The organism is Mariniflexile sp. AS56, from assembly GCF_030552475.1.
In the GTDB taxonomy this organism is placed as follows: Bacteria; Bacteroidota; Bacteroidia; order Flavobacteriales; family Flavobacteriaceae; genus Mariniflexile.
The window spans coordinates 17,433-41,238 of the sequence record NZ_JAUPED010000021.1 but is presented as its reverse complement, the minus strand read 5'-3'; the positions used below and the strand labels follow the sequence as shown (position 1 = coordinate 41,238).

Annotated in this window: 28 protein-coding genes; 12 read left to right on the top strand and 16 right to left on the bottom strand. The window is 34.4% G+C overall.

Annotated elements, in window-relative coordinates; translation table 11 throughout:
* The first annotated feature begins 81 nt into the window (after positions 1-81).
* From Q5N74_RS17290 to Q5N74_RS17270, 5 genes are all read left to right on the top strand, one after another.
* Positions 82-507 (top strand): DUF2141 domain-containing protein, encoded by a 426-nt coding sequence (locus Q5N74_RS17290; RefSeq protein WP_304390254.1) that lies wholly within the window; start codon positions 82-84, stop codon positions 505-507.
* A gap of 10 nt (positions 508-517) precedes the next feature.
* Complete coding sequence (locus Q5N74_RS17285) at positions 518-1,138, top strand: hypothetical protein (RefSeq protein WP_304390253.1); 621 nt, start codon at positions 518-520, stop codon at positions 1,136-1,138.
* Between the two features lie 103 nt (positions 1,139-1,241).
* On the top strand, positions 1,242-2,579 hold the full coding sequence (locus Q5N74_RS17280; protein WP_304390252.1) for a 2TM domain-containing protein: 1,338 nt from the start codon (positions 1,242-1,244) through the stop codon (positions 2,577-2,579).
* Positions 2,579-2,890, top strand: coding sequence for a 2TM domain-containing protein (locus Q5N74_RS17275; protein WP_304390251.1), 312 nt, complete (start codon positions 2,579-2,581; stop codon positions 2,888-2,890). Before Q5N74_RS17280 ends, Q5N74_RS17275 begins: the two co-directional genes overlap by 1 nt.
* Before the next feature lie 143 nt (positions 2,891-3,033).
* Complete coding sequence (locus tag Q5N74_RS17270; RefSeq protein WP_304390250.1) at positions 3,034-3,789, top strand: LytTR family DNA-binding domain-containing protein; 756 nt, start codon at positions 3,034-3,036, stop codon at positions 3,787-3,789.
* Between the two features lie 7 nt (positions 3,790-3,796).
* Here the strand turns inward: Q5N74_RS17270 and Q5N74_RS17265 are convergent, their stop codons facing one another.
* The 11 genes from Q5N74_RS17265 to Q5N74_RS17215 form a co-directional block, all read right to left on the bottom strand.
* Positions 3,797-4,930, bottom strand: a complete 1,134-nt coding sequence (locus Q5N74_RS17265) for an MBL fold metallo-hydrolase (RefSeq protein WP_304390249.1) — start codon at positions 4,928-4,930, stop codon at positions 3,797-3,799.
* A gap of 117 nt (positions 4,931-5,047) precedes the next feature.
* Complete coding sequence (locus tag Q5N74_RS17260) at positions 5,048-5,755, bottom strand: haloacid dehalogenase type II (RefSeq protein WP_304390248.1); 708 nt, start codon at positions 5,753-5,755, stop codon at positions 5,048-5,050.
* Positions 5,756-5,783: 28 nt separating this feature from the next.
* The gene (locus Q5N74_RS17255; RefSeq protein WP_304390247.1) at positions 5,784-6,431 is read right to left on the bottom strand and encodes a DsbA family protein; all 648 of its coding nucleotides are present in this window, start codon (positions 6,429-6,431) and stop codon (positions 5,784-5,786) included.
* A gap of 27 nt (positions 6,432-6,458) precedes the next feature.
* Entirely contained in the window at positions 6,459-6,767 is a 309-nt protein-coding gene (locus tag Q5N74_RS17250; protein ID WP_304390246.1) for an EthD family reductase, read from the bottom strand.
* Positions 6,768-6,836: 69 nt separating this feature from the next.
* Positions 6,837-7,400: a carboxymuconolactone decarboxylase family protein gene (locus Q5N74_RS17245; protein WP_304390245.1), complete on the bottom strand. Its 564-nt coding sequence runs from the start codon at positions 7,398-7,400 to the stop codon at positions 6,837-6,839.
* 75 nt (positions 7,401-7,475) lie between these two features.
* The gene (locus tag Q5N74_RS17240) at positions 7,476-8,039 is read right to left on the bottom strand and encodes a TetR/AcrR family transcriptional regulator (protein WP_304390244.1); all 564 of its coding nucleotides are present in this window, start codon (positions 8,037-8,039) and stop codon (positions 7,476-7,478) included.
* A 233-nt stretch (positions 8,040-8,272) separates the two neighbouring features.
* Positions 8,273-8,791, bottom strand: a complete 519-nt coding sequence (locus tag Q5N74_RS17235) for a nuclear transport factor 2 family protein (RefSeq protein ID WP_304390243.1) — start codon at positions 8,789-8,791, stop codon at positions 8,273-8,275.
* Positions 8,792-9,674: 883 nt separating this feature from the next.
* Positions 9,675-10,550: an Abi family protein gene (locus tag Q5N74_RS17230; RefSeq protein ID WP_304390242.1), complete on the bottom strand. Its 876-nt coding sequence runs from the start codon at positions 10,548-10,550 to the stop codon at positions 9,675-9,677.
* Between the two features lie 333 nt (positions 10,551-10,883).
* Complete coding sequence (locus Q5N74_RS17225; RefSeq protein ID WP_304390241.1) at positions 10,884-12,407, bottom strand: carbon-nitrogen hydrolase family protein; 1,524 nt, start codon at positions 12,405-12,407, stop codon at positions 10,884-10,886.
* Between the two features lie 42 nt (positions 12,408-12,449).
* Entirely contained in the window at positions 12,450-13,448 is a 999-nt protein-coding gene (gene lpxD, locus Q5N74_RS17220; RefSeq protein WP_304390240.1) for a UDP-3-O-(3-hydroxymyristoyl)glucosamine N-acyltransferase, read from the bottom strand.
* Between the two features lie 69 nt (positions 13,449-13,517).
* A complete protein-coding gene (locus Q5N74_RS17215) occupies positions 13,518-14,690 on the bottom strand; it encodes an LETM1-related biofilm-associated protein (protein ID WP_304390239.1) in 1,173 nt (390 codons plus the stop codon).
* Between the two features lie 153 nt (positions 14,691-14,843).
* Here Q5N74_RS17215 and Q5N74_RS17210 point away from each other — a divergent pair, with 153 nt between their 5' ends.
* From Q5N74_RS17210 to Q5N74_RS17195, 4 genes are all read left to right on the top strand, one after another.
* Positions 14,844-15,500, top strand: a complete 657-nt coding sequence (locus Q5N74_RS17210) for a DUF4331 family protein (RefSeq protein WP_304390238.1) — start codon at positions 14,844-14,846, stop codon at positions 15,498-15,500.
* Positions 15,501-15,528: 28 nt separating this feature from the next.
* The gene (locus tag Q5N74_RS17205) at positions 15,529-16,098 is read left to right on the top strand and encodes a DUF4331 family protein (RefSeq protein WP_304390237.1); all 570 of its coding nucleotides are present in this window, start codon (positions 15,529-15,531) and stop codon (positions 16,096-16,098) included.
* 275 nt (positions 16,099-16,373) lie between these two features.
* Entirely contained in the window at positions 16,374-17,663 is a 1,290-nt protein-coding gene (locus Q5N74_RS17200) for a cell surface protein (RefSeq protein ID WP_304390236.1), read from the top strand.
* A 9-nt stretch (positions 17,664-17,672) separates the two neighbouring features.
* Positions 17,673-19,898 carry a TonB-dependent receptor plug domain-containing protein gene (locus Q5N74_RS17195; RefSeq protein WP_304390235.1) on the top strand — a complete coding sequence of 742 codons (2,226 nt, stop codon included), beginning with the start codon at positions 17,673-17,675 and terminating at the stop codon, positions 19,896-19,898.
* On the opposite strand, the gene Q5N74_RS18990 is transcribed toward Q5N74_RS17195, so the two are convergent.
* Genes Q5N74_RS18990 through Q5N74_RS17185 form a run of 3 tightly spaced genes read right to left on the bottom strand, consistent with a single transcriptional unit; the run spans position 19,870 to position 20,718 of the window.
* Positions 19,870-20,232 carry a methyltransferase gene (locus Q5N74_RS18990; RefSeq protein ID WP_369686040.1) on the bottom strand — a complete coding sequence of 121 codons (363 nt, stop codon included), beginning with the start codon at positions 20,230-20,232 and terminating at the stop codon, positions 19,870-19,872. The genes Q5N74_RS17195 and Q5N74_RS18990 overlap by 29 nt on opposite strands.
* Positions 20,229-20,402 (bottom strand): hypothetical protein, encoded by a 174-nt coding sequence (locus Q5N74_RS17190; protein WP_304390234.1) that lies wholly within the window; start codon positions 20,400-20,402, stop codon positions 20,229-20,231. The genes Q5N74_RS18990 and Q5N74_RS17190 overlap by 4 nt, the downstream gene beginning before the upstream one ends.
* Entirely contained in the window at positions 20,395-20,718 is a 324-nt protein-coding gene (locus tag Q5N74_RS17185) for a methyltransferase dimerization domain-containing protein (RefSeq protein ID WP_304390233.1), read from the bottom strand. The genes Q5N74_RS17190 and Q5N74_RS17185 overlap by 8 nt, the downstream gene beginning before the upstream one ends.
* Before the next feature lie 428 nt (positions 20,719-21,146).
* Here Q5N74_RS17185 and Q5N74_RS17180 point away from each other — a divergent pair, with 428 nt between their 5' ends.
* The 3 genes from Q5N74_RS17180 to Q5N74_RS17170 are packed head-to-tail and all read left to right on the top strand — an operon-like array spanning position 21,147 to position 22,898.
* Complete coding sequence (locus Q5N74_RS17180; protein WP_304390232.1) at positions 21,147-22,442, top strand: DEAD/DEAH box helicase; 1,296 nt, start codon at positions 21,147-21,149, stop codon at positions 22,440-22,442.
* Between the two features lie 5 nt (positions 22,443-22,447).
* Positions 22,448-22,672 carry a DUF6500 family protein gene (locus Q5N74_RS17175; protein ID WP_304390231.1) on the top strand — a complete coding sequence of 75 codons (225 nt, stop codon included), beginning with the start codon at positions 22,448-22,450 and terminating at the stop codon, positions 22,670-22,672.
* Positions 22,653-22,898 carry a VF530 family protein gene (locus Q5N74_RS17170; RefSeq protein WP_304390230.1) on the top strand — a complete coding sequence of 82 codons (246 nt, stop codon included), beginning with the start codon at positions 22,653-22,655 and terminating at the stop codon, positions 22,896-22,898. The genes Q5N74_RS17175 and Q5N74_RS17170 overlap by 20 nt, the downstream gene beginning before the upstream one ends.
* 34 nt (positions 22,899-22,932) lie before the next feature.
* On the opposite strand, the gene Q5N74_RS17165 is transcribed toward Q5N74_RS17170, so the two are convergent.
* Complete coding sequence (locus Q5N74_RS17165) at positions 22,933-23,247, bottom strand: EF-hand domain-containing protein (RefSeq protein ID WP_304390229.1); 315 nt, start codon at positions 23,245-23,247, stop codon at positions 22,933-22,935.
* A gap of 78 nt (positions 23,248-23,325) precedes the next feature.
* On the bottom strand, positions 23,326-23,775 hold the full coding sequence (locus tag Q5N74_RS17160) for a tRNA (cytidine(34)-2'-O)-methyltransferase (protein ID WP_304390228.1): 450 nt from the start codon (positions 23,773-23,775) through the stop codon (positions 23,326-23,328).
* Positions 23,776-23,806 lie beyond the last annotated feature (31 nt).

Genomic DNA, 23,806 nt, shown 5'->3' with positions numbered 1-23,806 from the left:
AAAATTACAATTGGGTAAGTCGCTTTTTAAAAATCAGTGATGCTGTTAGATATTTGTATCAGAACTTAAAACTACGCCATCATGAAAAATCTAATTAAAATAATTTTTTTATCGCTTTTCAGTGTTATTGCCTTAAGCGCTCAGGAATCAAAACAAAACGATGTGACTGTCGTTATTTCAAATTTAGATAGTAACAACGGAAAAGTGTTTGTGGCACTTTACAATTCAAAATCCACCTTTTTAGCTAAAGGCATTAAAAGTGGCATTAAAAAAATTGAGAACAATAGTTGTACCATAACCTTTAAAGATGTTCCAAATGGTACTTATGCGGTTTCTATGTTTCATGATGAAAATGATAACCGAAAATTTGATACGATAATTTTCGGAATTCCTAAAGAAGATTACGGTTGTTCCAACAATGCAAAAGGTTTTATGGGACCTCCAAAATGGGAAGATGCCAAATTTCAAATAAATAATGAATCAATTATTCAACAAATAAGACTTTAAATATAAACTCATGAAAAATTTAATCATCATCACAGCAATTCTAGTTTCAGCCATAACAACAGCACAAACTAATTACGAACAAGGTATGCAAAAAGCCTTTGAACTTTGGGGAAGCAACAACCCAACCGAAGCATCTAATTTGTTTGAACGCATCGCAAAAGCAGAACCCGATAATTGGTTGCCCTCATATTACGCTGCCCAAATTAATATTGTTAGTAGTTTTGGGGAAACGAATGAGGAAAAATTAACGGCTCAACTTAAAAAGGCTCAAGATTTTTTGAACGATGCCACAGCGATCTCTAAAAACAATCCGGAAATTTTAGTGCTTCAAGCCTTATTGCATACCGCTTGGGTGTCTTTTGATGGGGCAACGTATGGAATGACGTTGTCAGGCAAAGTTGTAGAATTATACACAAAAGCAGAAATGATAGCACCAGAAAACCCACGAGTTGTTTACAGTAAAGCGGAGTGGAACATGGGGAGTGCTAAGTATTTTGGACAAGATACGAAGCCATTCTGTAAGGATTTAGAACGCGCTTTAGAACTTTTTGCTAACTTTAAACCTGAAACACCGTTTAGTCCAAATTGGGGAAAAGATCGTGTTGTTATGTTATTAGAATCGTGTAAATAGTTTAAAACAAAGTTAGGAACCATATATAACGAGTTCTCGATGCCCAAAGAATTGATTAAAAGGAAGCTAAATGTTTCCAATTAAAAGCAAAGAATATAACCAGATGAAAAAAATAAAAAAATCAATTATTTTAAGTTTTATAATAGGTTGTGCTGTTTTTGTAATTGGCAACGCCTTGTCTGGTGGCTTTAATTTTGAAAGTGTAAACGAATTTTTAATCAATTTTTCACTTTACCAATTATACAGTTTTGTTTTGGGCTTTGGTAATATGTCTTTTTTCGATTATTTGGAATGTCGCCAATGGGATAAAACAGACCGGATTAAACGGATTGTTATTGGTATTGCGGGATCTACAGTATTAACTTTATTAGGCTTGTTTTTTCTTAGAGGGTTTACATCCATTGTGTTTTATGGCGGTTCGTTTCAAGAATTTATAGCGCATGAAAAATTCGCATACTACCAGTTTGGATTGTGGATCACCTTAACCATTGTTATTATTTTTCACTTTGTGTATTTCTATAACAGGTATCAACAAAACAAAATAAAGGAACAAAAGGTTATTGCTGGTACGGCAAGTGCCAAGTTCGATGCTTTAAAAAACCAGTTAGATCCGCATTTTCTGTTTAATAGTTTGAATGTACTAACGAGTTTAATTGAAGAGAATCCGGTAAACGCCCAAAAGTTTACAACGTCACTCTCTAAAGTATACCGCTATGTTTTAGAACAAAAAAATAAGGAGTTGGTATCTGTTGACGAGGAATTGGAATTTGCTAAAACCTACATGTCACTATTAAAAATGCGATTTGAAGACAGTATTATTTTCGATATTCCTGAAAACGCAAACAACCCAGAAAGCAAAGTAGTTCCGTTATCCTTACAACTGCTTTTAGAAAATGCAGTAAAGCACAACATTGTCACATCAAGCAAGCCATTGCACATTAAAATTTACGAAGCCGGTGACCGTTTGGTGGTTGAAAATAATTTACAAATTAAACAAATAGTTAAAAAAAGTAGTGGTGTAGGTTTAAATAACATCATGCAGCGTTACGACTTATTAACCACAAAAAAAATAGATATTAACAAAGAAGCAAACCGGTTCTCTGTAGCCATACCAATGCTTACTAAACAAATTTACAACATGGAAACCAATCAAAATTACAACGAACAAGATGCTTATTACAAAGCCAAAAAACGCGTACAAGAAATTAAAGGCTTTTATTCAAATTTACTATCCTATTGCATCGTCATCCCTTTTTTAATATTTATAAACTACAGGACCTCGTGGGGTTATCAATGGTTTTGGTTCCCGATGTTAGGGTGGGGCATGGGTTTAACGTTTCACGCCTTTGGTATTTTTGGATACGGAAAATCGTGGGAAGAACGTAAAATTCAAGAAATTTTAGAAAAAGAAGAATCGTCAAATCATAAAACCTGGAAATAATGGAAAGCAATTATATAGATAAAGACCGTTATGAGCGTGCTGCAAAACGCGTAAAACGTATTAGAGGTTTCTACTCCCATGCGATAGTGTACGTAGTTATTAATATGATGATAGTGGTTGTTAATATTCAAAATTTAGATGCTGGGGAAAGCTATTTTCAATGGCATAATTTTACAACCTTGTTTTTTTGGGGCATTGGTTTAGTGGCGCATGGTGTATCTGTTTTTGTGCCGAATTATATGTTGGGTAAGGACTGGGAAGAACGTAAAATTAAAGAACTTATGGAAAAGGATAAGAAACCTTGGAAGTGAGGTTTTAGTGAACAGTTGCAGTATTGAGTCGCAGTGTTCAGTGGCAGTAAGCAGTTTCAGTATTCAGTAACGATTTGAGACTTTGTAACTTTAAAACCTTATTCTTTTACAACTTTGAAAAAAAAACAAATTAACACCAACGCATGAAAACCATCATTATAGAAGACGAAAAACCATCAGCAAGACGTTTACAGCGCATGCTGAGTGTTTTAAACATAGAAGCAGAAACCATGTTGCATTCCGTAGAAGAAGCGATTGAATGGTTTAATAATAACCCACATCCCGATTTAATTTTTCTTGATATTCAATTAAGCGACGGACTTTCGTTTGAAATTTTTGAAGCTATTGAAATAAAATCGGCCGTTATTTTCACGACAGCTTATGATGAATATGCGTTGCGGGCTTTCAAACTAAACAGTATAGACTATTTACTGAAACCCATTGATGATTACGATTTAGAAAATGCCGTTAAAAAATACCAGGAACGCTTACCGCAAAAACAAGCCGTTACTTTAGATTTTAATGATATCAAGAAACTACTCGTTAACCCCATAGACCGGGAGTATAAAAAGCGCTTTTCGGTAAAGGTTGGTCAGCATTTAAAACTTGTAAATATAGACGAGATTGAATGTTTTTACAGTGAAAATAAAGGCACGTATTTGCACACCACAGAAGGTAGGAATTATTTATTAGACACTACTTTAGAATTATTGGAAAACGAACTAGAGCCACAAACCTTTTTCCGTATTAATAGAAAATTCTTTGTAAACATTAATGCCATTAAAGATATGGTGAGCTATACCAATTCGCGTTTACAAATAAAGCTAAACTCTTATAATGAAGAAGATGTTATTGTTGCTCGCGAACGGGTTAAGGATTTCAAGACGTGGTTGGAGTAATATGTTATTACTTTCCTTCCCACCAATTTGTATAAGGGTTATCTAAATCACTAACACGAATGTCTTCACCAATTTCTGGGGTAATAAGCATCAGGTTTAATTCGTTGGCTTTGGCTTGTACCCGTTTTATAGGATCTGTCCAATCATGCAATGCTAATTTAAATCCGCCCCAGTGAATAGGCATTATTTTTTTAGCTTTTACATCTAAGCCTGCTTGTGCTGTTTCTTCGGGCATCATATGGATATCTGCCCACATATTATTGTACTGCCCACATTCCATTAAAGCTAAATCAAAAGGACCGTATTTGTCGCCAATTTCTTTAAAGTGTGGCGCATAACCGCTGTCTCCGCTAAAATAAATGTTTTCAGTTTTAGACTGTATCACCCACGAACACCATAAGGTGCTTTGTGCATTATTAAAACTTCTACCTGAAAAATGCTGTGCAGGTGTACATGCAAAGGTTAAGTCTCCAAAAGTAGTTTCTTGCCACCAGTCTAATTCGGTGATTTTAGTTTTAGGAACACCCCAAGCTTCTAAATGGGCACCGACGCCAAGCGGAACAAAGAAATGCCCAGTTTTGTCTTTTATTTTCAGAACGGTTTCATAGTCTAAATGGTCGTAATGGTCATGCGAAAAAATAACAGCATCAATTTGTGGTAACTTATCTACTTCTAAGGGAAACTCTGTATTAAATCTGTTAGCGCCTAAAAGGGGGTGAGGTGCCGCCACTTTCCCAAACATAGGGTCTATTAAAATATTTTTATGTTCCATTTGAAGGAGAAATGACGAATGTCCAAACCAAACCATTCTGGCCTTATTGCTGTAATTTGCAACCCGGGTGGAATCCAGTTTTTTTACATCTAAGTTTTGTTTAGGGCGACCGTTAGGAACTTTAGTTGTGAAAAAGGTATAGGCAAGTTTTAAAGTTTCAGTAAAACTTAAATCTTTAGGAACAGGACGAGTATTGTTGAATTTTCCATCTCTAAATTGTTCCGATTGAACATAAATAACGTGGCGCTCTTTCGATATTTTACCACCAAAACTAGGGTAGAAGTTTGTAAAAAGGATATAGGCTATTACTAAGAAGCCTACGAATGCTAATATGGTGATGGTCGTCATTTTTACAACTTTTTTTATCATGTGGTTATTTGAATTCAGACCTCATCATTTCATGAAAAATGCAGCCTTAGTCACTTATGGGTTCATTACGAGAACGCAAAAGTAGCTAAATTACGAAGCGGAAAAGGGTATTATATACTATTTGTAAGTTATAAGAATATCGGCAACCTTTTTTAAATTGGAAGCTACAATTTCTGTTTTAGGCGCCAAAGGAAAAAGTTGTTGCCCAGGTCTGCTTACAAAGGCAGCACGCCAACCTGCCCAGAGGGCTCCGGCAACATCCCAACCATGTGCTGCAATGAGCATGCATGCTTCTGGTTTTTCGCCCATTTGTTCGGCGGCCCATGCGTAAGTGTTTGTAAAGGGTTTGAATTTTCCAACAGATTCAATGCTTAAGCGTGCGTCAAAATAATCGGTTAAACCAGCACTTTCAAATTGTTTTTTTACGCCCTCATTGGATGAATTGGTAAAAGAAACTAATTTGTAACCAGCATTTTTTAATTGTGTTAAAGCCGCTTTTACTTCGGGGTGCGCAGGTAAACCTTGTAAACCTTCGGTAACTGTTTTTCGGGCTTCATCTTCAGAAATCACGATGTTATTATTGGCGGCAACCATTTGCAGGGTTGCAGCACCAATATGACCGAAATGTTCATACTGTCCACTAGCCGATGTTACTAAAGAATAGTGCAACATGGTGGTAAACCATAATGATAACAAATCCTCTCTTCCGCCTAAAGCGTCACCAACCTTTTTTTTCATGTTGGTAAGATCTAAAAGTGTTTCATTTACATCAAAAAACAACACTTTTGGGCGTTGTAATTCTTTATGGTTTCCTGTAGGTTCCATGGGTCTTATTTTTATAAGGGTTTGGTTTTTAGGCTTCAGCTGTAAGTTCAGACAATACTTGTTTGAATACATCCACTGGTTGTGCACCAGTTACAGCACTTTTTCTGTTAAAAACAATGGTTGGTACCGATTTTACACCCATATTTTGCCAGTAAGCTTCTTTCGTTTTTACTTCATAGCGTGCATCGTCACTATCTAACTTAGCTAATGCTTCTTCTGCATTTAAACCAATATCCAGTAAAGCTTCCTTTAAGACGTCTCTTTTTGATACATCTTTTCTTTCACTGAAAAAAGCTGTTGTTAAACGCATTTTTAACTCGGTTTGCTTCCCAAAAGCTTTGGCATATTCTAATAAAATATGAGCTTCTAATGTGTTGGACATGCGCATGTCGTCAAAATAGTCAAAGGTAAAACCAAGTTCAGCACCAGCTTCTGCCATGTGTTCTTGAGATTCTTTTTGCTGTTCTAAGGTAGAACCATATTTTTCTGCAATATGTTCTTGTACATTTTGACCTTCTGCAGGCATGTGTGGGTTCAACTCAAAAGGTTGCCATTCAATCTCTACTTGGTCTTGAAGGCCTAATTCTGAAATGGCTTTTTCTAAGCGTTTATAGCCAATGGTGCACCAAGGGCACACCACATCTGAAACGATGTCTATTTTTAATTTTTCTTTCATAATATCGTATTTAGAGTGAAACCTATTTTATAAGATTTCGCTAATTTGAACTTGCGGTTGCACGTTCGTAAAGTTAGGAAGATCTGCTAAAATAACTTCAGTATGAGCGCCAAAAGATTGTTGAAATGACTCCAAAGATTCAAAAACGAGGTTTGAAATAATCACATAAGGAGCTGGTAATTCTGGTGAAGCTCCTGTTAACCCGAAATTAATATCGGAAGATAGGATGGCGTCACCCAACAAATCAGACAGTAATTGACTGTGTTGGTTTGTGTAATAGGTTTTATTGAACGTTGTATCTGGGGTATTTGGATACATTACTGTTAGTTTAATCATGTTTTTTAGTTATAAATAAACCTCCCGCCTAAAAAACAGCGGAAGGTTTATGGCTATCAATCTGTGGTTTTATTTTGCCACATTCCCTTTTTCCCATGCAAAGCTTTTAAAAGCTGCGTCTACGGGCGTATTTGCTATATGGTTTGTATAGTTACTAATCACTTTTTGAGATACTCCTAAAATGATTTCTAAAACTTGTCTTTCTTCGTAACCTGCAGCATAGAAAGCTTCTAAATCTTGTGCTGTTACATTACCACGATTACGAACAATCGTTAAAGTCATAGTACGTAAAGCTTCTAATTTTGGGTTTTCAAGAGGTGTTTCGTTACGTAATGCAGCGGTAATGGCTTCATCAACCTTCATCATTTTTGCAATGCCAGTATGTGCAGGTACACAATAATGACACGCGTGTTCAACGTTTATAGATTGCCAAACTACGGTTAATTCTTCTTCATTAAATGATGAGTTAACAAATAACTCATGTATTATTTGGTAAGCATCTAGTGCGCCTGGAGCACCTGCTAGTACACCGTGTAAGCCAGGTATCATTCCGTATGCTTTTTGAGATTTTTCTAATAATGGTTTGCTAGCTTCTGGAGCCGATTCGATGTTGTGAATTTTTAATGTTGTCATAATCTATTCTATTTTAAAATTTGTAATTAGTATTAAATAACTAAACAATCGGTTAGTTATTAGGTAAAAAAATGTTTATATATTCATGAAGGTCATTTCTATATAATCTTCAATTTCTTTTTGTGTATTAACACGTGTTGCTGCGGCTAAACCATGTTTGGCTAATAGTAAAAAATTAGCTTGTTTCTTTATGGTTTCTTCATCTTTAGTTCCGTCCATGCTTAATTTTTCTATAAATAATGTTTTAACATTATCCATGAATGCTGCCATTTGATTTGATATTAACGGATCGTCACTTTCAGAAAATTCATTGTAAGTATTTGTAACCAAGCAACCTTTATGATTGCCTTCTAGATTACTAATATGTACAGAATCATAGAAAAAATCTTTAATGTCTTGAACGCCATTGTTGGCGTTTTTAAATTTGTCGAAAATAACGTGTATTTTCTTGTTATAATTTTTTAAGCTTTCCAGAAATACACCCTGTTTACTTCCAAAACTAGAGTAAATGGAAAACTTATTAATGCCCATTTCTTTTTCAAGCATTTGCATAGAAGTAGATTCGTAGCCGTTGCGCCAAAATAGGCCCATCGCTTTTTCAATAACCTCTTCTTCTATATATGCTTTTTTTCGAGCCATTACTTTTAATTACAGGACAAAACTAAACAATCGGTTAGTAATAGGAAAAGGTTTTAACATTTATTTATTATTTGGAGGTTAAAGTAGGTGTTAATATGTGGGTATGGCTTTACTTTTTTATTTAAAATTAGTGCTGTATAAAAATAAGGACTCCTTAAAACTAAGCTTTCTATTTGTGAAAAAACTTGCTTTAAGGAGTCTTGAGTTATCTTTTTTGGGATTGTGCTGTGTTTTTAACTATCTTCTTTAGCTAAAGGGGAATGATGTTCATGAACCATTTTCCAACCTTGATCTGTTTTTACAAACAAAAGTGTTATTTGGTCGTTCACTACCACTACATCTTCTCCAAATTTTAAATGAAAATCGGAATGAAAGGTTAGGTTCGCGACATCGCCATAAACGGCAATTTGTAAATCTTTAGCATCAAATTTTAATACTTCAGTTACAGAGCCAAAAACATTTCGTTCATGGGCTTCATTGGCTTCGCCGCCATTTCTTGGTTCTCCATTTTTAAATTCGGTGAATTTCGGACCATAGGCATGGTAGGAGATTAGTTTGTCTAAATCACCATCTTTAATGCTTTGGGCAATACCACCAAAGGTTTCCATTACTTCTTGTTTGGCCTCTGGAAACTCATCGTTTACTAAATCAATTTTAATTTCTTCAACTTCAACTTTTTCTTCTTTTGGTTTGCATCCCATAATTAATATTCCAAAAATAATAATCATTGCACATGTGAATTTTCTTTTCATAACTAGTTGTTTTACTGATTAATAGCTTTTCACAAGTTACGAATTTTTTTAATACGTGCGATTTTACATCTAGAATTTTCAGGAGTTGCTGTTGGTTATAAGGTCTATGTGTACGCTGCGATTTTTAATGCAGCCATTTTAAAATCAAGTTACTAATTCTGAAATCATTAAAATTATGTTCTAATACACTTTGGTTTGATTTCAGCAGGGTAGCAAAGTATGCTCTGTTTTTGTCTCCTTGGTTTTCAATATGAATACTATCTCTTATTTTTTGGGTCTAAAAAAAGCCCGATTTCGTAAACTTTATACTCAGATTTTTTTAGTTTTCTCCATCTCATTTTTTCAAGTTCAGAAGTATTTAACTCCGTTTTAAACTTTATAAGTTTGGTTAAGAATTCATAGTTAGGTTCATAAGTTATATTTATAACGGAATACTTTGATATATAATCAAAATTGGTTTCAACGCCATTAGGGTAAATAATAGGTCCTTTGAAATTAAAATCATTTAAGAATTTAAAAGACTCTGTTATTTCATTTCAGTTATTCATTAAAAGGTGGTGTATGGTTTGGGTGTATAAATAATAAGGTATTTGGTTCTAAGGGTTTTTGAATAAAACAATAAGCGAATTAACAAAGCAACTAACATTGTTTAAGTTGAAAATAAGCGCTTTTATATGTCTTAAGTTTGATTTCTATTAAATTAGATATAAATCAGTTCAAAATTTTATTTTAAGGATGTCAAATTACTAATATTCGGAAGTGAAATTAGAGCATAAAAAAACCTCAGATAGTATCTGAGGTTGTTTATTTTTTTTGAGTGCACCACGAATGCAAATGACTAATGGGACACTTTTGAAGTACAAATATACAAATATTTTTTAAATTACGTATTATAATAATATCCTAATTTACTTTCGATGATATTTTTTATCACAACATTGTCTGCAAATTTATTGAATAATTTAACTAATTTTTCTTCTAAATCATTCTTTCTATTGCTCGAAATATTATCCATTAAAAAAAGCAGGGCTTTAATTGCTGCATCTAAACTATGGCTGTAATCATTGTTAAAAGGCACGTCTGGTACTCCACTGACACCTTCGTCTATATGTAAATCAAATATCACGCCACTATGCGCACAACTGTTACGAACAAAGACCAAAGTATCTAAAAAGTTTTGAAGCCTATCAGGTTTCTTAATTGCATACTGTAATGAAATTACTTTCCTAACATCTTGGTCGATAATATGTTGAAATACTTTCACTATTGAACCAAATGTATAATATTCAAAAGTCTTCCAACAAGGTGCATACTTATCATCGGGATATTTAGCGTGATGCTTACTAATTTGAATATTCTTCGTTTTAAAATTCTTATTGTAATGTGATTTTATATCTTTCAAATATTCTTCTGCCATTATTGCGGTATCTGTGTACCAAATTGCATTATCGTTATAATGCGTAGAAGCCCAATAAATAAGGTTAGTTCTAAAATTTAATTCTAACCTGTTTATATACTTAATCAATAAGTATCTTAAATCTACATCTAAATAATAGAGGTCAATTACAGTTGAGAATTTAGTTCCTTCTGCAAAATTATGTTTTACATCAACTTCAAAAGGATGCCAGTAAAATCCTAAACGATAGTACCCAATATCTAACAGTATTTCTTTTATTTTATCTTCTTCTAAATCCAAATCCATACCTCTTTTACGAAGTTTTTTCATTTGGTCCTCTACGCTTGTTACTATTCCTGCCATTTATTTAAAAGATATAATCATTGCATTTTGTAAAAAGCTCTAAAGATAAGAATTAACTTATCAAATTGTGGGTTTATTTATAAGCAAACAAAGGAAGAATAAATCGAGAAAGCAGAGTTATTTCAGTTCAGATTTCTCTAACGAAGCGGTTTAGTTTATAATGTTGGCAGCATATAATAAATAACCATCACACCCCATATCCCACCAATAAGTAAGGATATACCAAGTTTGTTATTTCTGTTGCGTCGTAAATATAATTACTTTTTCCTACGTAAAACAAAAAAATCCTGATAGGTTGCTATCAGGATTTACATTTAAACTTTATAACTAAATTTATTTCTTTCTTAACTCAAATAAATCTTTTCGTCTATCTCGTAAGTTTCTAACGCTACCAAATTGGTTTAATTCACGTAGCATATCAATATCGACGTCGGCAATTAAAATCATTTCGGTATTGGTTGTTGCTTCGGCTTTAATACCGTTTGCAGGAAAGGCAAAATCGCAGGGTGTAAATACCATAGATTGTGCAAACTGAATATCCATATTATGTACTTTAGGTAAATTACCAACACTACCAGCAATGGCAACATAGCATTCGTTCTCTATGGCGCGGGCTTGGGCGCAATGGCGTACTCTCGAATAGCCGTTTTGAGTATCGGTTAAAAAGGGAACGAATAAAATATCCATGCCTTCATCGGCTAGAATTCTGCTTAATTCTGGAAATTCAGAATCGTAACAAATAAGAATACCAATTTTGCCACAGTCGGTATCATAGGTTCTTAATTCATTTCCGCCTTGCATACCCCAAACTTTAGCTTCATCGGGGGTTACGTGTAGTTTTTCATAACGCTCGGTAGTTCCATCGCGCTTGCATAGGTAACCTACATTGTATAGAAGGTCGCCACGTAACTCGGGCATACTACCTGTAATGATATTTATGTTGTATGAAATAGCAAATTCTGAGAACTTTTGTACAATGGTAGGCGTGTGTTTGGCAAGTTCCCGAATGGCTTGACTTTCGGACATGTGATTGTGATCTGCCATTAAGGGCGCGTTAAAAAACTCAGGAAACAACGCAAAGTCAGAGCGATAGGCAGATACCGAGTCTATGAAAAATTCGGCTTGTTGCATAAGTTCTTCCATGTCTTTATACAAACGCATTTGCCATTGTATTAAGCCAAGACGCACCACTTTTTTCTTGATATGTGCTTTGGTGGTTTTCTTTTCGTAATAAATGTTATCCCATTCTAAAAGCACAGCAAATTCATTGGACGCTTTATCGCCTTCCAAATAGCCTTTTAAAATTTTTGATGGGTGAAAGTCGTTCGAAATTTGAAAATTCAACACGGGATCGTGAATTTCTTTTCGTCGCACACTGTCTATATATTCTTTAGGGCTTAATTGGGCCGCATATTTGTGGTAATTTGGAATTCGACCTCCAAAGGCAATACCTCTTAGGTTTAATTTTTCTGCTAGTTCTTTTCTATAGTCGTATAAACGTCTCCCTAGGCGTAGGCCTCTATAGTCCGATTTCACAAAAACGTCAATCCCATAAAGTACATCGCCATCATTATTGTGGGTTTTGAAGCTGAAATTTCCTGTAATTTCTTCGTAGGTATGGTTGTGGTCAAAATTATCATAATCTAATATAATAGATAAGGCACAACCTGCTAATTGGTTATTCACCTTAATAATAACTTGGCCGTCAGGGAATTTATTAATTAAAGATTCTATATGGTGCTTTTTCCAGTACGACCCAGGCATCGTAGCGTAAGCTTCAATCATAACCTCTTTTAGTTCGTCGTAGTCTTCAAGTTTTAAATACTCTAATTCTATATTTTCAATATTTCGTATCATAAGCCTTTTATTGGGTAATTGTGAATGCGTTGTATAATAAAATTATTGTTTTTTCATAAACTGCCTAATGGCAACCCATTGTTTTAGCATGTCTCGTGCATCTTGTGCGGGGTAGCCTAAAACAGTTTTACCTGCAGCCACATCGCTCACAACGCCAGAGCCTGCACCAACGGTGGCACCAGAATGAATGGTGGCATGGTCTTTAATAGAAGCGCTACCGCCAATAATAACGCCATCACCTAGGGTAACCGAACCTGCAAGTCCGCTATGGCCCGCCATAATACAAGAGCGTCCCATAATACTGTTGTGTGCTATTTGTACTAAGTTATCTATTTTACAGCCATCGCCAATAATAGTCGAACTAAACTTAGCACGATCTACACAGGAGTTGGCACCAATTTCTACATAATGCCCAATAATAACATTACCTATTTGTGGTATTTTAACTAAGCCTCGTCCATCATCACTTGGTCTGTATCCAAAACCATCGGCCCCAATACTTACATTCGTGTGGAAAATACAGTGGCTTCCAATAATACAACGTTCTCTAATAACGGTTCCAGACCAAACAACGGTGTTGTTACCAATAATAGTTTCGTCAAACACGCATACGTTTGGGTATAAAATAACCCCATCGCCTAATTCCACATCTTTACCAACATAGCAGTTGGCTCCAATTTTGCAGCCAGAACCTATTTTTGCAGATTCATGTATCACTGCGGTTGGGTGAATATCGGTATCGAATACAGGTGGTGCTGGGTTGAAAAGTTCTAAGATTTTAGCCATGGCTAAATCGGCGTTTTTCACCTTAATTAATGCTCTGTTATCACCTGGTTCTATGTCTAAATTATCATTTATTACAGCAGCACACGCTTTAGAGTCGGCCCAATGTTTCACATATTTTTTACTTCCTATAAAAGTAATATGGTTGGTATTGGCATTTTGTAATTGCTCTGGGCCTTCAATGGTTTGTGTGGTGTTTCCAACTAACTCGCCGTTTAAAATGCTGTTAATTTCCGCAACGGAATAGGATGTCTTCAAAATTTAAAATGGATTTTAGGTTTAACGAAGTATTGGTAAATTTAATGAAAAAATTGAGACTATAAATGATTATTCCTCAATTCTGTTTTCATCAAAAGCAGAAGGTAATAGTTTGGGGATGAATTTAACAACCAAAGGTAATAGTAGGGCACCACCAGGAAGTAGAAAGATAGCAAGACTGGGAATAGACTTGAAAATATCGAGTAATTGCTCTTGTACTTTTTTCTGTTCTATACTCGTTAAATCCCGTTGGGTAGATTGTGTAAGCAGTACCATAAGCTCTTTACTGTCTTTTAACTCTTGATACAGGCGTTTGCTATTTCTAGTAATTAGTTTCTTAACCATTTTACTAGAGTTGTTATAAAAACTTTTAGCCATGTTGCTAGACCCTAGCAAGGCAATATCGTCTCTATGTACACTATAAAAGGTATTAACGGTTTGCATCGATTGTTTTATATGGACAGCATCTACATATAAAGCAGCACTTAATTGAAGTAAAAATTGTTGTTCCTTCTTATCAATGGTTTTATCACTCCAAGTTGCCATACATGCTAAATCTAAAATATAATATTTTTCTAGATTGGTTTTAATGTTTTTTATGGCTTCGGAATAAACAATAGGTGTACTGTCGTGGAAGCGCAAAGACGATTCAAACAATTTAATTAAACCATCATCATATTTATTTTTTGATGCTTTTGAATTTAAAGCACCTAAAGAAATGGCTTCAATAGATGATTCTAAAGTCTTTATATAATCAATAGATATCGATTCTAGCTTTAAAAATTCTTCATAAGCCAATACATCTACATATAATAGGGCATTAATTATAAAGTAATTAAAGTTCTTAGTAATGAAGTTATCATCTATTTGAATACGCTTGTGTATTATTTTTTCTAATTGTTCACTAGACTTCTTTCCGCCAAGAAACCCTAAAAAGAAGGAGGTTTTAAGTTCGTTTATCTCGGTATAGAAGTTAATAACACTATCAACAAAAGGAATTTCACTTCGCGAGTTGGTATGTGTATATAGGAGAGCTAAGCATAAATTAGTCTTAGAAAGCTCTTCATCTGTGAAATCATTATTAGAAATAACATTACAAACAATATCAAAGTTACTTCCATAAATAAAGCCGCAATCTCTTAAAGCGTTATAGAATGTTTCACTTTCAACGTTTAAAAAAGAAGTGTTCTTAGTCACTTCCTTAAGTAATTTTTTTATCCAGCCGTTAGCTGATGGGTTCATAACGCGATTATTTGTAGCTGCAAAAGTAATGTTTTAGGCGTATTACTAGCAAATATTTTACGTTAACATAATTTTAACAAAACCGCTTCTAGAGTTTCTTCGTAGGTATGTGTGAGAGTCAAATAAATAACTAATAATAAAATCTCAAAAAACATGAAAAATTTAAAAACAGTATTTGGAATTGGAGTTTTAGCAGTAGCTAGTTTCTTCGTAATTGCGGCCGATCATATCGATGCGCCAGCAGTAAAGGGTGGTAGTAGTGATATTACCGATTTTTATGCCTTTCAAGGTGAAAACACAAGTAACTTAGTATTTGTTGCTAACGTACAAGGCTTATTAAGCCCAACAGCAACGAGTGGTGCTATGTTTGAAGAAGATGTATTAATTGAATTTAACATCGATAACACTGGCGACAATATTGAAGACTTAGTAATTCAAGCAATTCCTAGAAATGGTAAAATGTATTTCTTCGGACCTGTTGCTCCAGGACAAGCTGGACTTAACAGTACTATTAAATCGACTGCAACTGCAGGTGGTATGGTAGACATTACAGCTTACGGTAGCAGTGCTAAAATAGCAAGTAACGGCGGTATGACCTTTTTTGCAGGACCAAGAGACGATCCTTTCTTTTTTGACTTTGCACAGTACTCTGCGATTATTGCAGGAGAAGCATCAGGCTTTTTACCACAAGGAGAAGCGTCTGATACGTTTGCAGGATCGAATGTATTATCTATAGTAGTTGAAGTGCCTAAATCTATGATTGGTGGAAGCGGTAAAATTAACACTTGGGTAGAATCTAAAAGAAAATAATAAAAAAACCATTTAAAATATTAGAATTATGAAAAATATTAAAAGAATACAAGTATTAGCAGTCGCATTTGCAGTTTCATTACTGGCATTTAACTGCTCTGATAAAGAAGAAGAAACTACAAGCATGATGGCACCAGATTTTTCTGGAACCTATGCACAACAAGATCAAATGGGTAGACCAGCAGTTAATACTGTGTTTACATCTGCTGCAAGTAAAGATATGTTTAATGTAACAATACCTTCAGAACAAAACGCAGCGTTTCAAAGTATGTTTCAAGCAAATTTACAAGCTTTAAGCCCTGCTTTTGCTAACGATACCGATAAAAATGCTTTAAATTTAACAGCAGCAGAATTTACAGGTTTCTTATCTACAGATGTGTTAAATGTGTCTTTAGATGGTAAAACTACATTTTTTGATGGTGTTGCAGAAAACACACTTTCAGGTAGAGCATTAGCTGATGACGTTATTACAGTTGAATTACTACTTATTTTTGGTGGAGAAGATTTTACTGAATACCCACAATTCTCTAACGATAACGTAGACGCAAACGATAAACCTTTTCTTGCCTCATTTCCTTATTTAGCTTCTCCTTGGTAGAATCTAAATAATCCAACTGTTATTTGGCCAAATCTAGTCAGTTCGAGTGCGTTTCACGAATGATAAATAGAGAAATTAGTAAAGAGAGCAATAAAAACCAGTTCTCAATACCATCCTGATAAAATTGGGATTACTCGAAATGACATCCAAATTACATGATGCTTTAAAACGCATCTGGTTAATACCATTCTGGAACAAGTAAATACCTATATCTCTCCTTGTTCCAGAATTTTATCAAACAAAAACAAAAAACAAAAACCGAAAAAACAAAGACCATGAAATTACAAGTTATAATGATGTTTTGTGTACTTGCGTCCGCGTTAAGTTGTACAACATCTTCAAAACAAATAACCAATAGTGAAGCCTATAATGTTTACTTAGAATCTTCAGATACTACAGCGTTGGAAAACGCACATGCAGAACTTAACTTCTGGCAACAAAAGTTAGATAAGCAACCCAATCAATTTCCATATTTAGCTAAAATAGCCAGTGCTTATAGCCAATTATTCGCTATAACAGGAGATATCAAATACCTTATAAATGCCGAAGCTTCTTATTTAGAGCTTAACGACATTACAAACCAAAATAATTCAGGGTTCTTAAAGGGACTTGCAGCAAACTATATCTCACAACATAAATTTAAGGAAGCCTTAGTTTTATTAAATAAAGCAGAAGCTAATGGCGATAAATTAGAGGGTACTCAAAAAATGCTATTCGATGTGCATTTAGAATTAGGTAATTATGAATTAGCAAAAGGCTATTTAGATGCTTTTAGCGATGATAGAGATTTTGATTATTTAATACGTGTGGCCAAATGGAGTGATCACAGAGGTAACTTAGATGCAGCCATCAAGTATTTAGAAAAAGCTAGAGACAATGCAGAGTTTTCAAACGTGCCAAGTACAAAGCAATGGGTTTATACCAATTTAGGTGATTTTTATGGGCATCATGGTGATATTGAAGCGTCTTACAATCATTTTATGAAAGCTTTAGAGTTATTCCCTAATGATGCGTACGCTAAGAAAGGCATCGCATGGATTGTGTATGCACACGAGAAAAACCCAGACGAAGCTTTACGCATATTAAATACCGTAACTAAAACCTATAATGCACCCGATTACTATTTGTTAAAAGCTGAAATAGCTGAGTATAAAGGTGATGAAACTATGAAAAATGAACAGTTGGCACTTTATAAAACAGCTGTTAAAAACGCCATGTATGGCGATATGTATAATGCTTACAATGTGGTGTTATATGCGAATACTTCAGAAAATTTAGATGAAGCTTTAGCGATTGCTCAAACAGAAATTAGTAATAGACCAACACCTTTATCTTATGATTTGTTAGCATGGACTTACCATAAAAAAGGTCAAACACAACAAGCTTTAGAAATTATGGAGCAACATGTTTCTGGAAAAACATCAGAGCCTAAAGCCTTATATCATTTAGCGGAAGTTTATAAAGCTAATGGAAAATTAAAGCAGGCTGAAAATTTGAAAGCAGATTTATTAGAAAGTATTTACGAACTTGGTCCATTAATGGAAGTTGAAATCAATAAAATTTAAAGAAACCTCATGAAATTAAGTCTACTTGTTTTTTTATTAGCAATTGTAACTGTTTCAAGCGCGCAACAAATAAAAGGTGTAATAGTTAATGAAGCTAATCAACCTTTAGAAGCTGCATATGTTTATAATTTAAACTCAAAAAGTCATGCCCATTCTTCTGAAAACGGTGTGTTTGTTTTAGATAATAATACTGTGGGAGATTCAATAAGATTTGGGCTTTTAGGTTTTCAAAATAAAAGCATTGCTTTGAATGCTTCAAATTTTAATAGTAAGTTAATTGTTTCTTTAAAAGAAAAGTCGTTTCAATTAGAGGAATTGGTTATTACTGAAACCTTAAATCCAGTAAGTAGTATTACTAGGTTGGATATAAAAAATAATCCCGTGAATTCTTCTCAAGAAATATTGCGAAAAGTACCTGGTTTAATAATCGGTCAACATGCAGGGGGAGGTAAAGCAGAACAAATTTTTTTAAGAGGTTTTGATATAGACCATGGTACTGATATCTCACTATCTGTTGATGGGATGCCTATAAATATGGTATCGCATGCACATGGGCAAGGGTATAGCGACTTACATTTTGTAATACCAGAAACGGTTAATAAAATAGACTTTGGTAAAGGGTCGTACTATGCTAATCATGGCGATTTTGCCACTGCTGGCTATGTTGATTTTGCAACTAAAGATTATTTAAAAGAAAGTTCAGTGTCTTTATCTGTAGGTCAATTTAATAGTGTTCGGACCTTAGGTTTGTTTAACTTGTTGGAAACTACTAAAAATCAAAATGCTTATTTAGCAACGGAGTATATTGCTAATGATGGTCCTTATGAGTCTCCTCAAAACTTTAATAGGCTGAATCTATTTGGGAAATATGTAAGTTTTTCGCCTAATAACGATAAGCTATCATTAAGCTTTTCACATTTTACAAGTAGGTGGGATGCTTCTGGACAAATTCCACAGCGTGAGGTTGATAACGGAAATATTACCCGTTTTGGATCTATTGATGATACCGAAGGAGGTAACACAGAACGCACCAATTTCAATGTAGAATTTAATAAATACATTTCAGATAATTCAATCTTAAAAACCAATGTGTTTTATTCGCATTATGGATTTGAGCTATATTCAAATTTCACGTTTTTTTTAGAAGATGCTGCTAATGGCGATCAAATTAAACAAAAAGAAGACCGAAGTATATTAGGTTTTAATACATCTGTAACTAATGAATTGCGTTTAGGAACTACCGAGCTTACAACCACATCGGGTATTAGCTTAAGGCATGATATTATTAATGATATTGAGTTATCTCATACTTTAAACCGTAGTACTATTTTAGAACAAATTCAATTAGGTGATTTAAACCAAACCAATCTAAGTGCGTTTTCTAATATGCAGTTTAATTTTGGTAAATTTAAAATAGCCCCAGCATTACGTTTAGATTATTTTAAGTTTCAGTATCATGATAAGTTGCAAGCCAACTATACATCTCAAGCTGAAACAAAAACTATTTTAAGTCCGAAACTTAACTTCTATCTTGATGCTGCATCCAATTTGCAACTGTACTTAAAATCTGGTATAGGCTTTCATTCAAACGATACTCGTGTGGTTGTTAGTCAACAAGGTAAAGAAGTGTTGCCACGATCGTATGGTTTGGATTTAGGAACTACCTGGAAACCTGCACCTAAACTTATTGTTAATTCAGCATTATGGTATTTGTTTTTAGAACAGGAGTTTGTGTATGTAGGAGATGCGGGTATTGTAGAACCTAGCGGAAAAACGGCGCGTTATGGAGGTGATTTAGGTGTACGATTCCAATTAAATAAATGGTTGTTTTTTGATACCGATGCCACTTATACACATGCTCGCAGTATTGAAGAGGTAAGCGGACAAAATTATATTCCGTTGGCACCTGATTTTACCATGGCAGGAGGCTTGTCTATTAATGATTTGCAAGGTTTCTCAGGCAGTATGAATTACAGATATGTGGACGACAGACCGGCAAATGAAGATAATAGCATTGTAGCAAATGGTTATTTTGTAACCGATTTTAATGCCAATTACAAATTTAGTAACATCACTTTAGGATTGGTTATTGAAAATTTATTTAATACTGAATGGAATGAAACTCAGTTCGCTACTGAATCGAGACTTCAAAATGAAGCTCAATCCGTTGAGGAAATTCACTTTACACCAGGAACACCATTTTCTATTAAAGGAAGTATAACCTATACATTTTAAAATATAAAAGAGTCATACTTTTAATTGAGGGATTCATTAGAAGAAAAAAATAAGATATTAATAAATAAAAAAATAGTGGTTTTAAAAACCTTTTGAAGAGTTTGGTTTTTGGTTTTTTTGTTAGTGAAAGCGCCCCAATTATAGCGATATAATTGGGCGCTTTTTTTTTGAAGACATTTTCTTTAGCTATGGGAGCTACTGCTGGTAGATCGAAAGAAGTACACTGCATATGGCTGTTGTTTTTGGCGATATGCATGGACAGGTTTGCTCCAGATCCGCCAACATCGCAAAGTGTTTTATATTTGGAAAAATCAAAATCATGGGATAGTTTCATGAAGTTTGTATACCGCCCATACCATGTATAAACTCACGAAGGCGGTCTTCCTTGGCATAAATAGCCTCAAACAGCGACGGCCCTCCATTTTTTGTCTCGTTTTCTGGTAGGCCTGTTTTTAGGCAGGTTTCCAAATCATTCCAAAAAGAAAATAATCTATTATTAGACATTTCTAATATGCCACTTATGTAGCTTGGTTTTGTCTAAAAATAAGTTACAATCGTTCGCATTAGTATAAATAGCTGTTTCTTTTAAACCTGTGCGTTGAAGAAAGCCTAATGCGACTAAGGTATCTAGAAAATCGAAGAGCGACCTACGGTTTAGACCTAATTTATTTTGAATAGATTGACCCGATAAGGCGCCTTTGGCTAGGTGTGTAAATAAGCCTAGGTTAACAGCTGTTAGAAGGGTTTTAGAGACCCAAAATCCCATTCCAATTTGTAATATTTTGGAAGGATTTATTTGATTTTCATTCGTTGGATTCATAATGTACTTGTTTAGATTCGTAATGTTATAATTCAATTATAGCGACTAGATCTAGGGAGAGTCTGTATATTATTATGTAGCCATTTAGGTTGGCCAATCCGAAGTATTTATTTTTTCTCTATTGATTAGATAGTAAATTGTTGAATGAGAGTGTTTTATATAACCTAATGTAATGATTATTCTTTGAATGTAACTCATTATTAGGACTTTATAATTTGTATTCATCAAATTGCATTGTGAAACGGTTTTGTTCTAAGTAAGGCATTATTTTGATAATTGACCATTTCCATTAAACAATCAATATAAAGCCCTTTCTAACAATCTAAATAAATAACAGTATCTTTGTTGCTTAATTAAAAATAGAGGTGATATTTAGTTTATAGATTGTCATCTCAAAATGCCCAACTAAGGGCTACCAAACAATTTATATGCAATTTAACTCATTAGGCTTATCTCAAGCCTTGCTAAAAGCTATTAGCAAAAAGGGATACACTACTCCAAGTCCTATTCAACAAAAAGCAATTCCACACATATTACAAGGTAAAGATGTATTGGCAAGTGCTCAAACAGGAACGGGTAAAACAGCAGGTTTTACATTACCGCTTTTACATATTCTATCAGAAAATCCGAAAGAAAAATACAGACCCATTCGTGCCTTAATTTTAACGCCTACGCGTGAATTAGCAGCACAGGTATATGCTAACGTAAGAGAGTATAGTGAATTTTTAGAATTACGCAGCGCCGTTATTTTTGGTGGTGTGAATCAAAATCCACAAGTCGCCACCATTCGTCAAGGTGTTGATATCTTGGTAGCAACTCCAGGACGTTTACTAGATTTAATAAATCAGAATCACATATCCTTAAAGCGTGTTGAGATTTTGGTTTTAGATGAAGCCGACCGTATGTTAGATATGGGATTTTTACGTGATATAGAACGTGTTATTAAAATGATGCCAGCAAAACGTCAAAACCTGATGTTTTCGGCGACTTTTTCTCCAGATATAAAGAAACTAGCACATGGTATTTTAAGCAACCCAGTGCAAGTAGAAGCGACTCCAGAAAACACAACGGTTGATGCTATTACCCAAAAAGTATATCGTGTTGCCAAAGGCTTAAAAACCGATTTGATTATTAAGTTAATTTCAGATGGTAACTGGAAACAAGTATTGGTATTTACACGTACCAAACATGGCGCCAATAAACTATGTGAAAAAATGGCTAAGGCAGGTATTAAAGCCGCCGCTATACATGGAAACAAAAGTCAAGGCGCACGTACCAAGGCTTTAGGTGGTTTTAAAAATGGTAGCGTAAGTGTTTTAGTAGCAACAGATATTGCTGCTCGTGGTTTGGATATTCCATTATTACCACACGTTATTAATTTTGAGTTGCCTAATATCTCTGAAGATTATGTGCACCGTATTGGTAGAACAGGTAGAGCAGGAGCTAGTGGTGAAGCACTTTCATTGGTTAGTGCCGATGAAACTGTGTATTTACGTGATATTGAAAAATTAGTAGGTATTAAAATTCCTGTTGAAATAGTAGAAGGTTTTGAACCCGACCCAAATGCCTCAACCCAACCAGAAAAGCGCCAACAACGTGGTGGTGGAGGTGGAAACCGCTCTAGAAACAACGAGCGCTCTGCCAATTCGAATACTAAAAAGAATGATAGTAGCCGTCGTCCAAAACGTAATAACGACAGACGAAGAAACGATAGAAGCAATTAAATATAATGACAGCTCCTTTAAAAGCTAAAATTATTAAAATTTGTAATGAAAAAATAGCCAAAAAAGGCACGCTAGTTGGTGTGTCTTTTTATGCGTTTTTTGAGAATAAAAATAACAATCCAGACTTGTTAATGGAAGCCGCCACGTGGTGGATTAAAGACCATAAGTTAGACCATTTTGAAAAGGCTGTAAAAATAAGAGATTTAGTAAATGGAATCACAACCCAATAACCCCCTTCATGGCATAAAGCTAGAACAAATTATTAATGATTTGGTGGCACATTATGGTTGGGAATATATGGGCTATACCATTAAAATTAATTGTTTTAATGATAACCCAACGGTAAAATCGAGTTTGAAGTTTTTAAGGCGTACGCCCTGGGCAAGAACGAAAGTGGAAACCATGTATCTAAACATGCTTAAAAAGAATGATAATAAAAAAGGTTCAAGTAATTAACTTGAACCTTTTTCTATATGTGATAAACAACTAACTATCCTTGTTTTTTCTTTCCGCCTTCTTTTCCGCCTCTGCCTTTGGCCATAGACGTTTTAAACTCTTCAAAAGTTACAGAACCATCAGAATTTGCATCCATAGCTGCGTATCTTTTTTCAAGAGCTTCAGGCTTCATTTCATTTTTTCTTTTTTTAGATTTAAATTCATCTAAAGAAATCACCTTATCTTCATTAGCATCATAAGAAGCAAACATTTTTTCAGGATCTGGTTGCTTTTTGTCTTGAGCGTTTACTTGAGAAAAAGCGAATAAGGCTAGTGTTAATACACCGAATTTTAAGATTGTTGTTTTCATTTTTTTAAATTATTAAACTGTTAATTAGCACTTGGACTATTAAATTTAAAAAAGGTTTAATGGCCGTTATTTTTTTTGTTATAAATGTTTTAAACCTTCATAAACAACTATGGCAACGGCATTTGCCAAATTCAAACTTCGAACTTGGTCACTATAAATGGGTATTTTATATAAGTGATTTGACTGTGTTTCAATAATGGATTTAGGCAAGCCAACCGATTCTTTACCGAATATTAAAAACAAATTATCTTCAAAAGGAATATCCCAGTGGTTTTTGCTACCATGACTGGAAAGAAACGCCATATTTTGCCCCTTGTTTTTAGTGAAAAACGCATCCATATTTTCGTAATAAATAATATCGACATGTTTCCAATAATCCAAACCAGCACGTTTTAAACGGGTGTCATCTATTTTAAATCCAAAGGGTTTAACTAAGTGCAGCGTAGAACCAGAAGCTAAAGCCAAACGGCCAATGTTACCTGTGTTATTTGGTATTTCGGGCTCTATAAGTACGATATTTAAGGGCATAAAAAAAGTTTCATTTTATTTAATACGAAGA

Coding starts and splice junctions, on each gene's coding strand:
- Q5N74_RS17290 (WP_304390254.1), top strand. CDS start 82: ATGAAAAATCTAATTAAAATAATTTTTTTATCGCTTTTCAGTGTTATT.
- Q5N74_RS17285 (WP_304390253.1), top strand. CDS start 518: ATGAAAAATTTAATCATCATCACAGCAATTCTAGTTTCAGCCATAACA.
- Q5N74_RS17280 (WP_304390252.1), top strand. CDS start 1,242: ATGAAAAAAATAAAAAAATCAATTATTTTAAGTTTTATAATAGGTTGT.
- Q5N74_RS17275 (WP_304390251.1), top strand. CDS start 2,579: ATGGAAAGCAATTATATAGATAAAGACCGTTATGAGCGTGCTGCAAAA.
- Q5N74_RS17270 (WP_304390250.1), top strand. CDS start 3,034: ATGAAAACCATCATTATAGAAGACGAAAAACCATCAGCAAGACGTTTA.
- Q5N74_RS17265 (WP_304390249.1), bottom strand. CDS start 4,930: ATGATAAAAAAAGTTGTAAAAATGACGACCATCACCATATTAGCATTC.
- Q5N74_RS17260 (WP_304390248.1), bottom strand. CDS start 5,755: ATGGAACCTACAGGAAACCATAAAGAATTACAACGCCCAAAAGTGTTG.
- Q5N74_RS17255 (WP_304390247.1), bottom strand. CDS start 6,431: ATGAAAGAAAAATTAAAAATAGACATCGTTTCAGATGTGGTGTGCCCT.
- Q5N74_RS17250 (WP_304390246.1), bottom strand. CDS start 6,767: ATGATTAAACTAACAGTAATGTATCCAAATACCCCAGATACAACGTTC.
- Q5N74_RS17245 (WP_304390245.1), bottom strand. CDS start 7,400: ATGACAACATTAAAAATTCACAACATCGAATCGGCTCCAGAAGCTAGC.
- Q5N74_RS17240 (WP_304390244.1), bottom strand. CDS start 8,039: ATGGCTCGAAAAAAAGCATATATAGAAGAAGAGGTTATTGAAAAAGCG.
- Q5N74_RS17235 (WP_304390243.1), bottom strand. CDS start 8,791: ATGAAAAGAAAATTCACATGTGCAATGATTATTATTTTTGGAATATTA.
- Q5N74_RS17230 (WP_304390242.1), bottom strand. CDS start 10,550: ATGGCAGGAATAGTAACAAGCGTAGAGGACCAAATGAAAAAACTTCGT.
- Q5N74_RS17225 (WP_304390241.1), bottom strand. CDS start 12,407: ATGATACGAAATATTGAAAATATAGAATTAGAGTATTTAAAACTTGAA.
- Q5N74_RS17215 (WP_304390239.1), bottom strand. CDS start 14,690: ATGAACCCATCAGCTAACGGCTGGATAAAAAAATTACTTAAGGAAGTG.
- Q5N74_RS17210 (WP_304390238.1), top strand. CDS start 14,844: ATGAAAAATTTAAAAACAGTATTTGGAATTGGAGTTTTAGCAGTAGCT.
- Q5N74_RS17205 (WP_304390237.1), top strand. CDS start 15,529: ATGAAAAATATTAAAAGAATACAAGTATTAGCAGTCGCATTTGCAGTT.
- Q5N74_RS17200 (WP_304390236.1), top strand. CDS start 16,374: ATGAAATTACAAGTTATAATGATGTTTTGTGTACTTGCGTCCGCGTTA.
- Q5N74_RS17195 (WP_304390235.1), top strand. CDS start 17,673: ATGAAATTAAGTCTACTTGTTTTTTTATTAGCAATTGTAACTGTTTCA.
- Q5N74_RS18990 (WP_369686040.1), bottom strand. CDS start 20,232: ATGAAACTATCCCATGATTTTGATTTTTCCAAATATAAAACACTTTGC.
- Q5N74_RS17190 (WP_304390234.1), bottom strand. CDS start 20,402: ATGTCTAATAATAGATTATTTTCTTTTTGGAATGATTTGGAAACCTGC.
- Q5N74_RS17185 (WP_304390233.1), bottom strand. CDS start 20,718: ATGAATCCAACGAATGAAAATCAAATAAATCCTTCCAAAATATTACAA.
- Q5N74_RS17180 (WP_304390232.1), top strand. CDS start 21,147: ATGCAATTTAACTCATTAGGCTTATCTCAAGCCTTGCTAAAAGCTATT.
- Q5N74_RS17175 (WP_304390231.1), top strand. CDS start 22,448: ATGACAGCTCCTTTAAAAGCTAAAATTATTAAAATTTGTAATGAAAAA.
- Q5N74_RS17170 (WP_304390230.1), top strand. CDS start 22,653: ATGGAATCACAACCCAATAACCCCCTTCATGGCATAAAGCTAGAACAA.
- Q5N74_RS17165 (WP_304390229.1), bottom strand. CDS start 23,247: ATGAAAACAACAATCTTAAAATTCGGTGTATTAACACTAGCCTTATTC.
- Q5N74_RS17160 (WP_304390228.1), bottom strand. CDS start 23,775: ATGCCCTTAAATATCGTACTTATAGAGCCCGAAATACCAAATAACACA.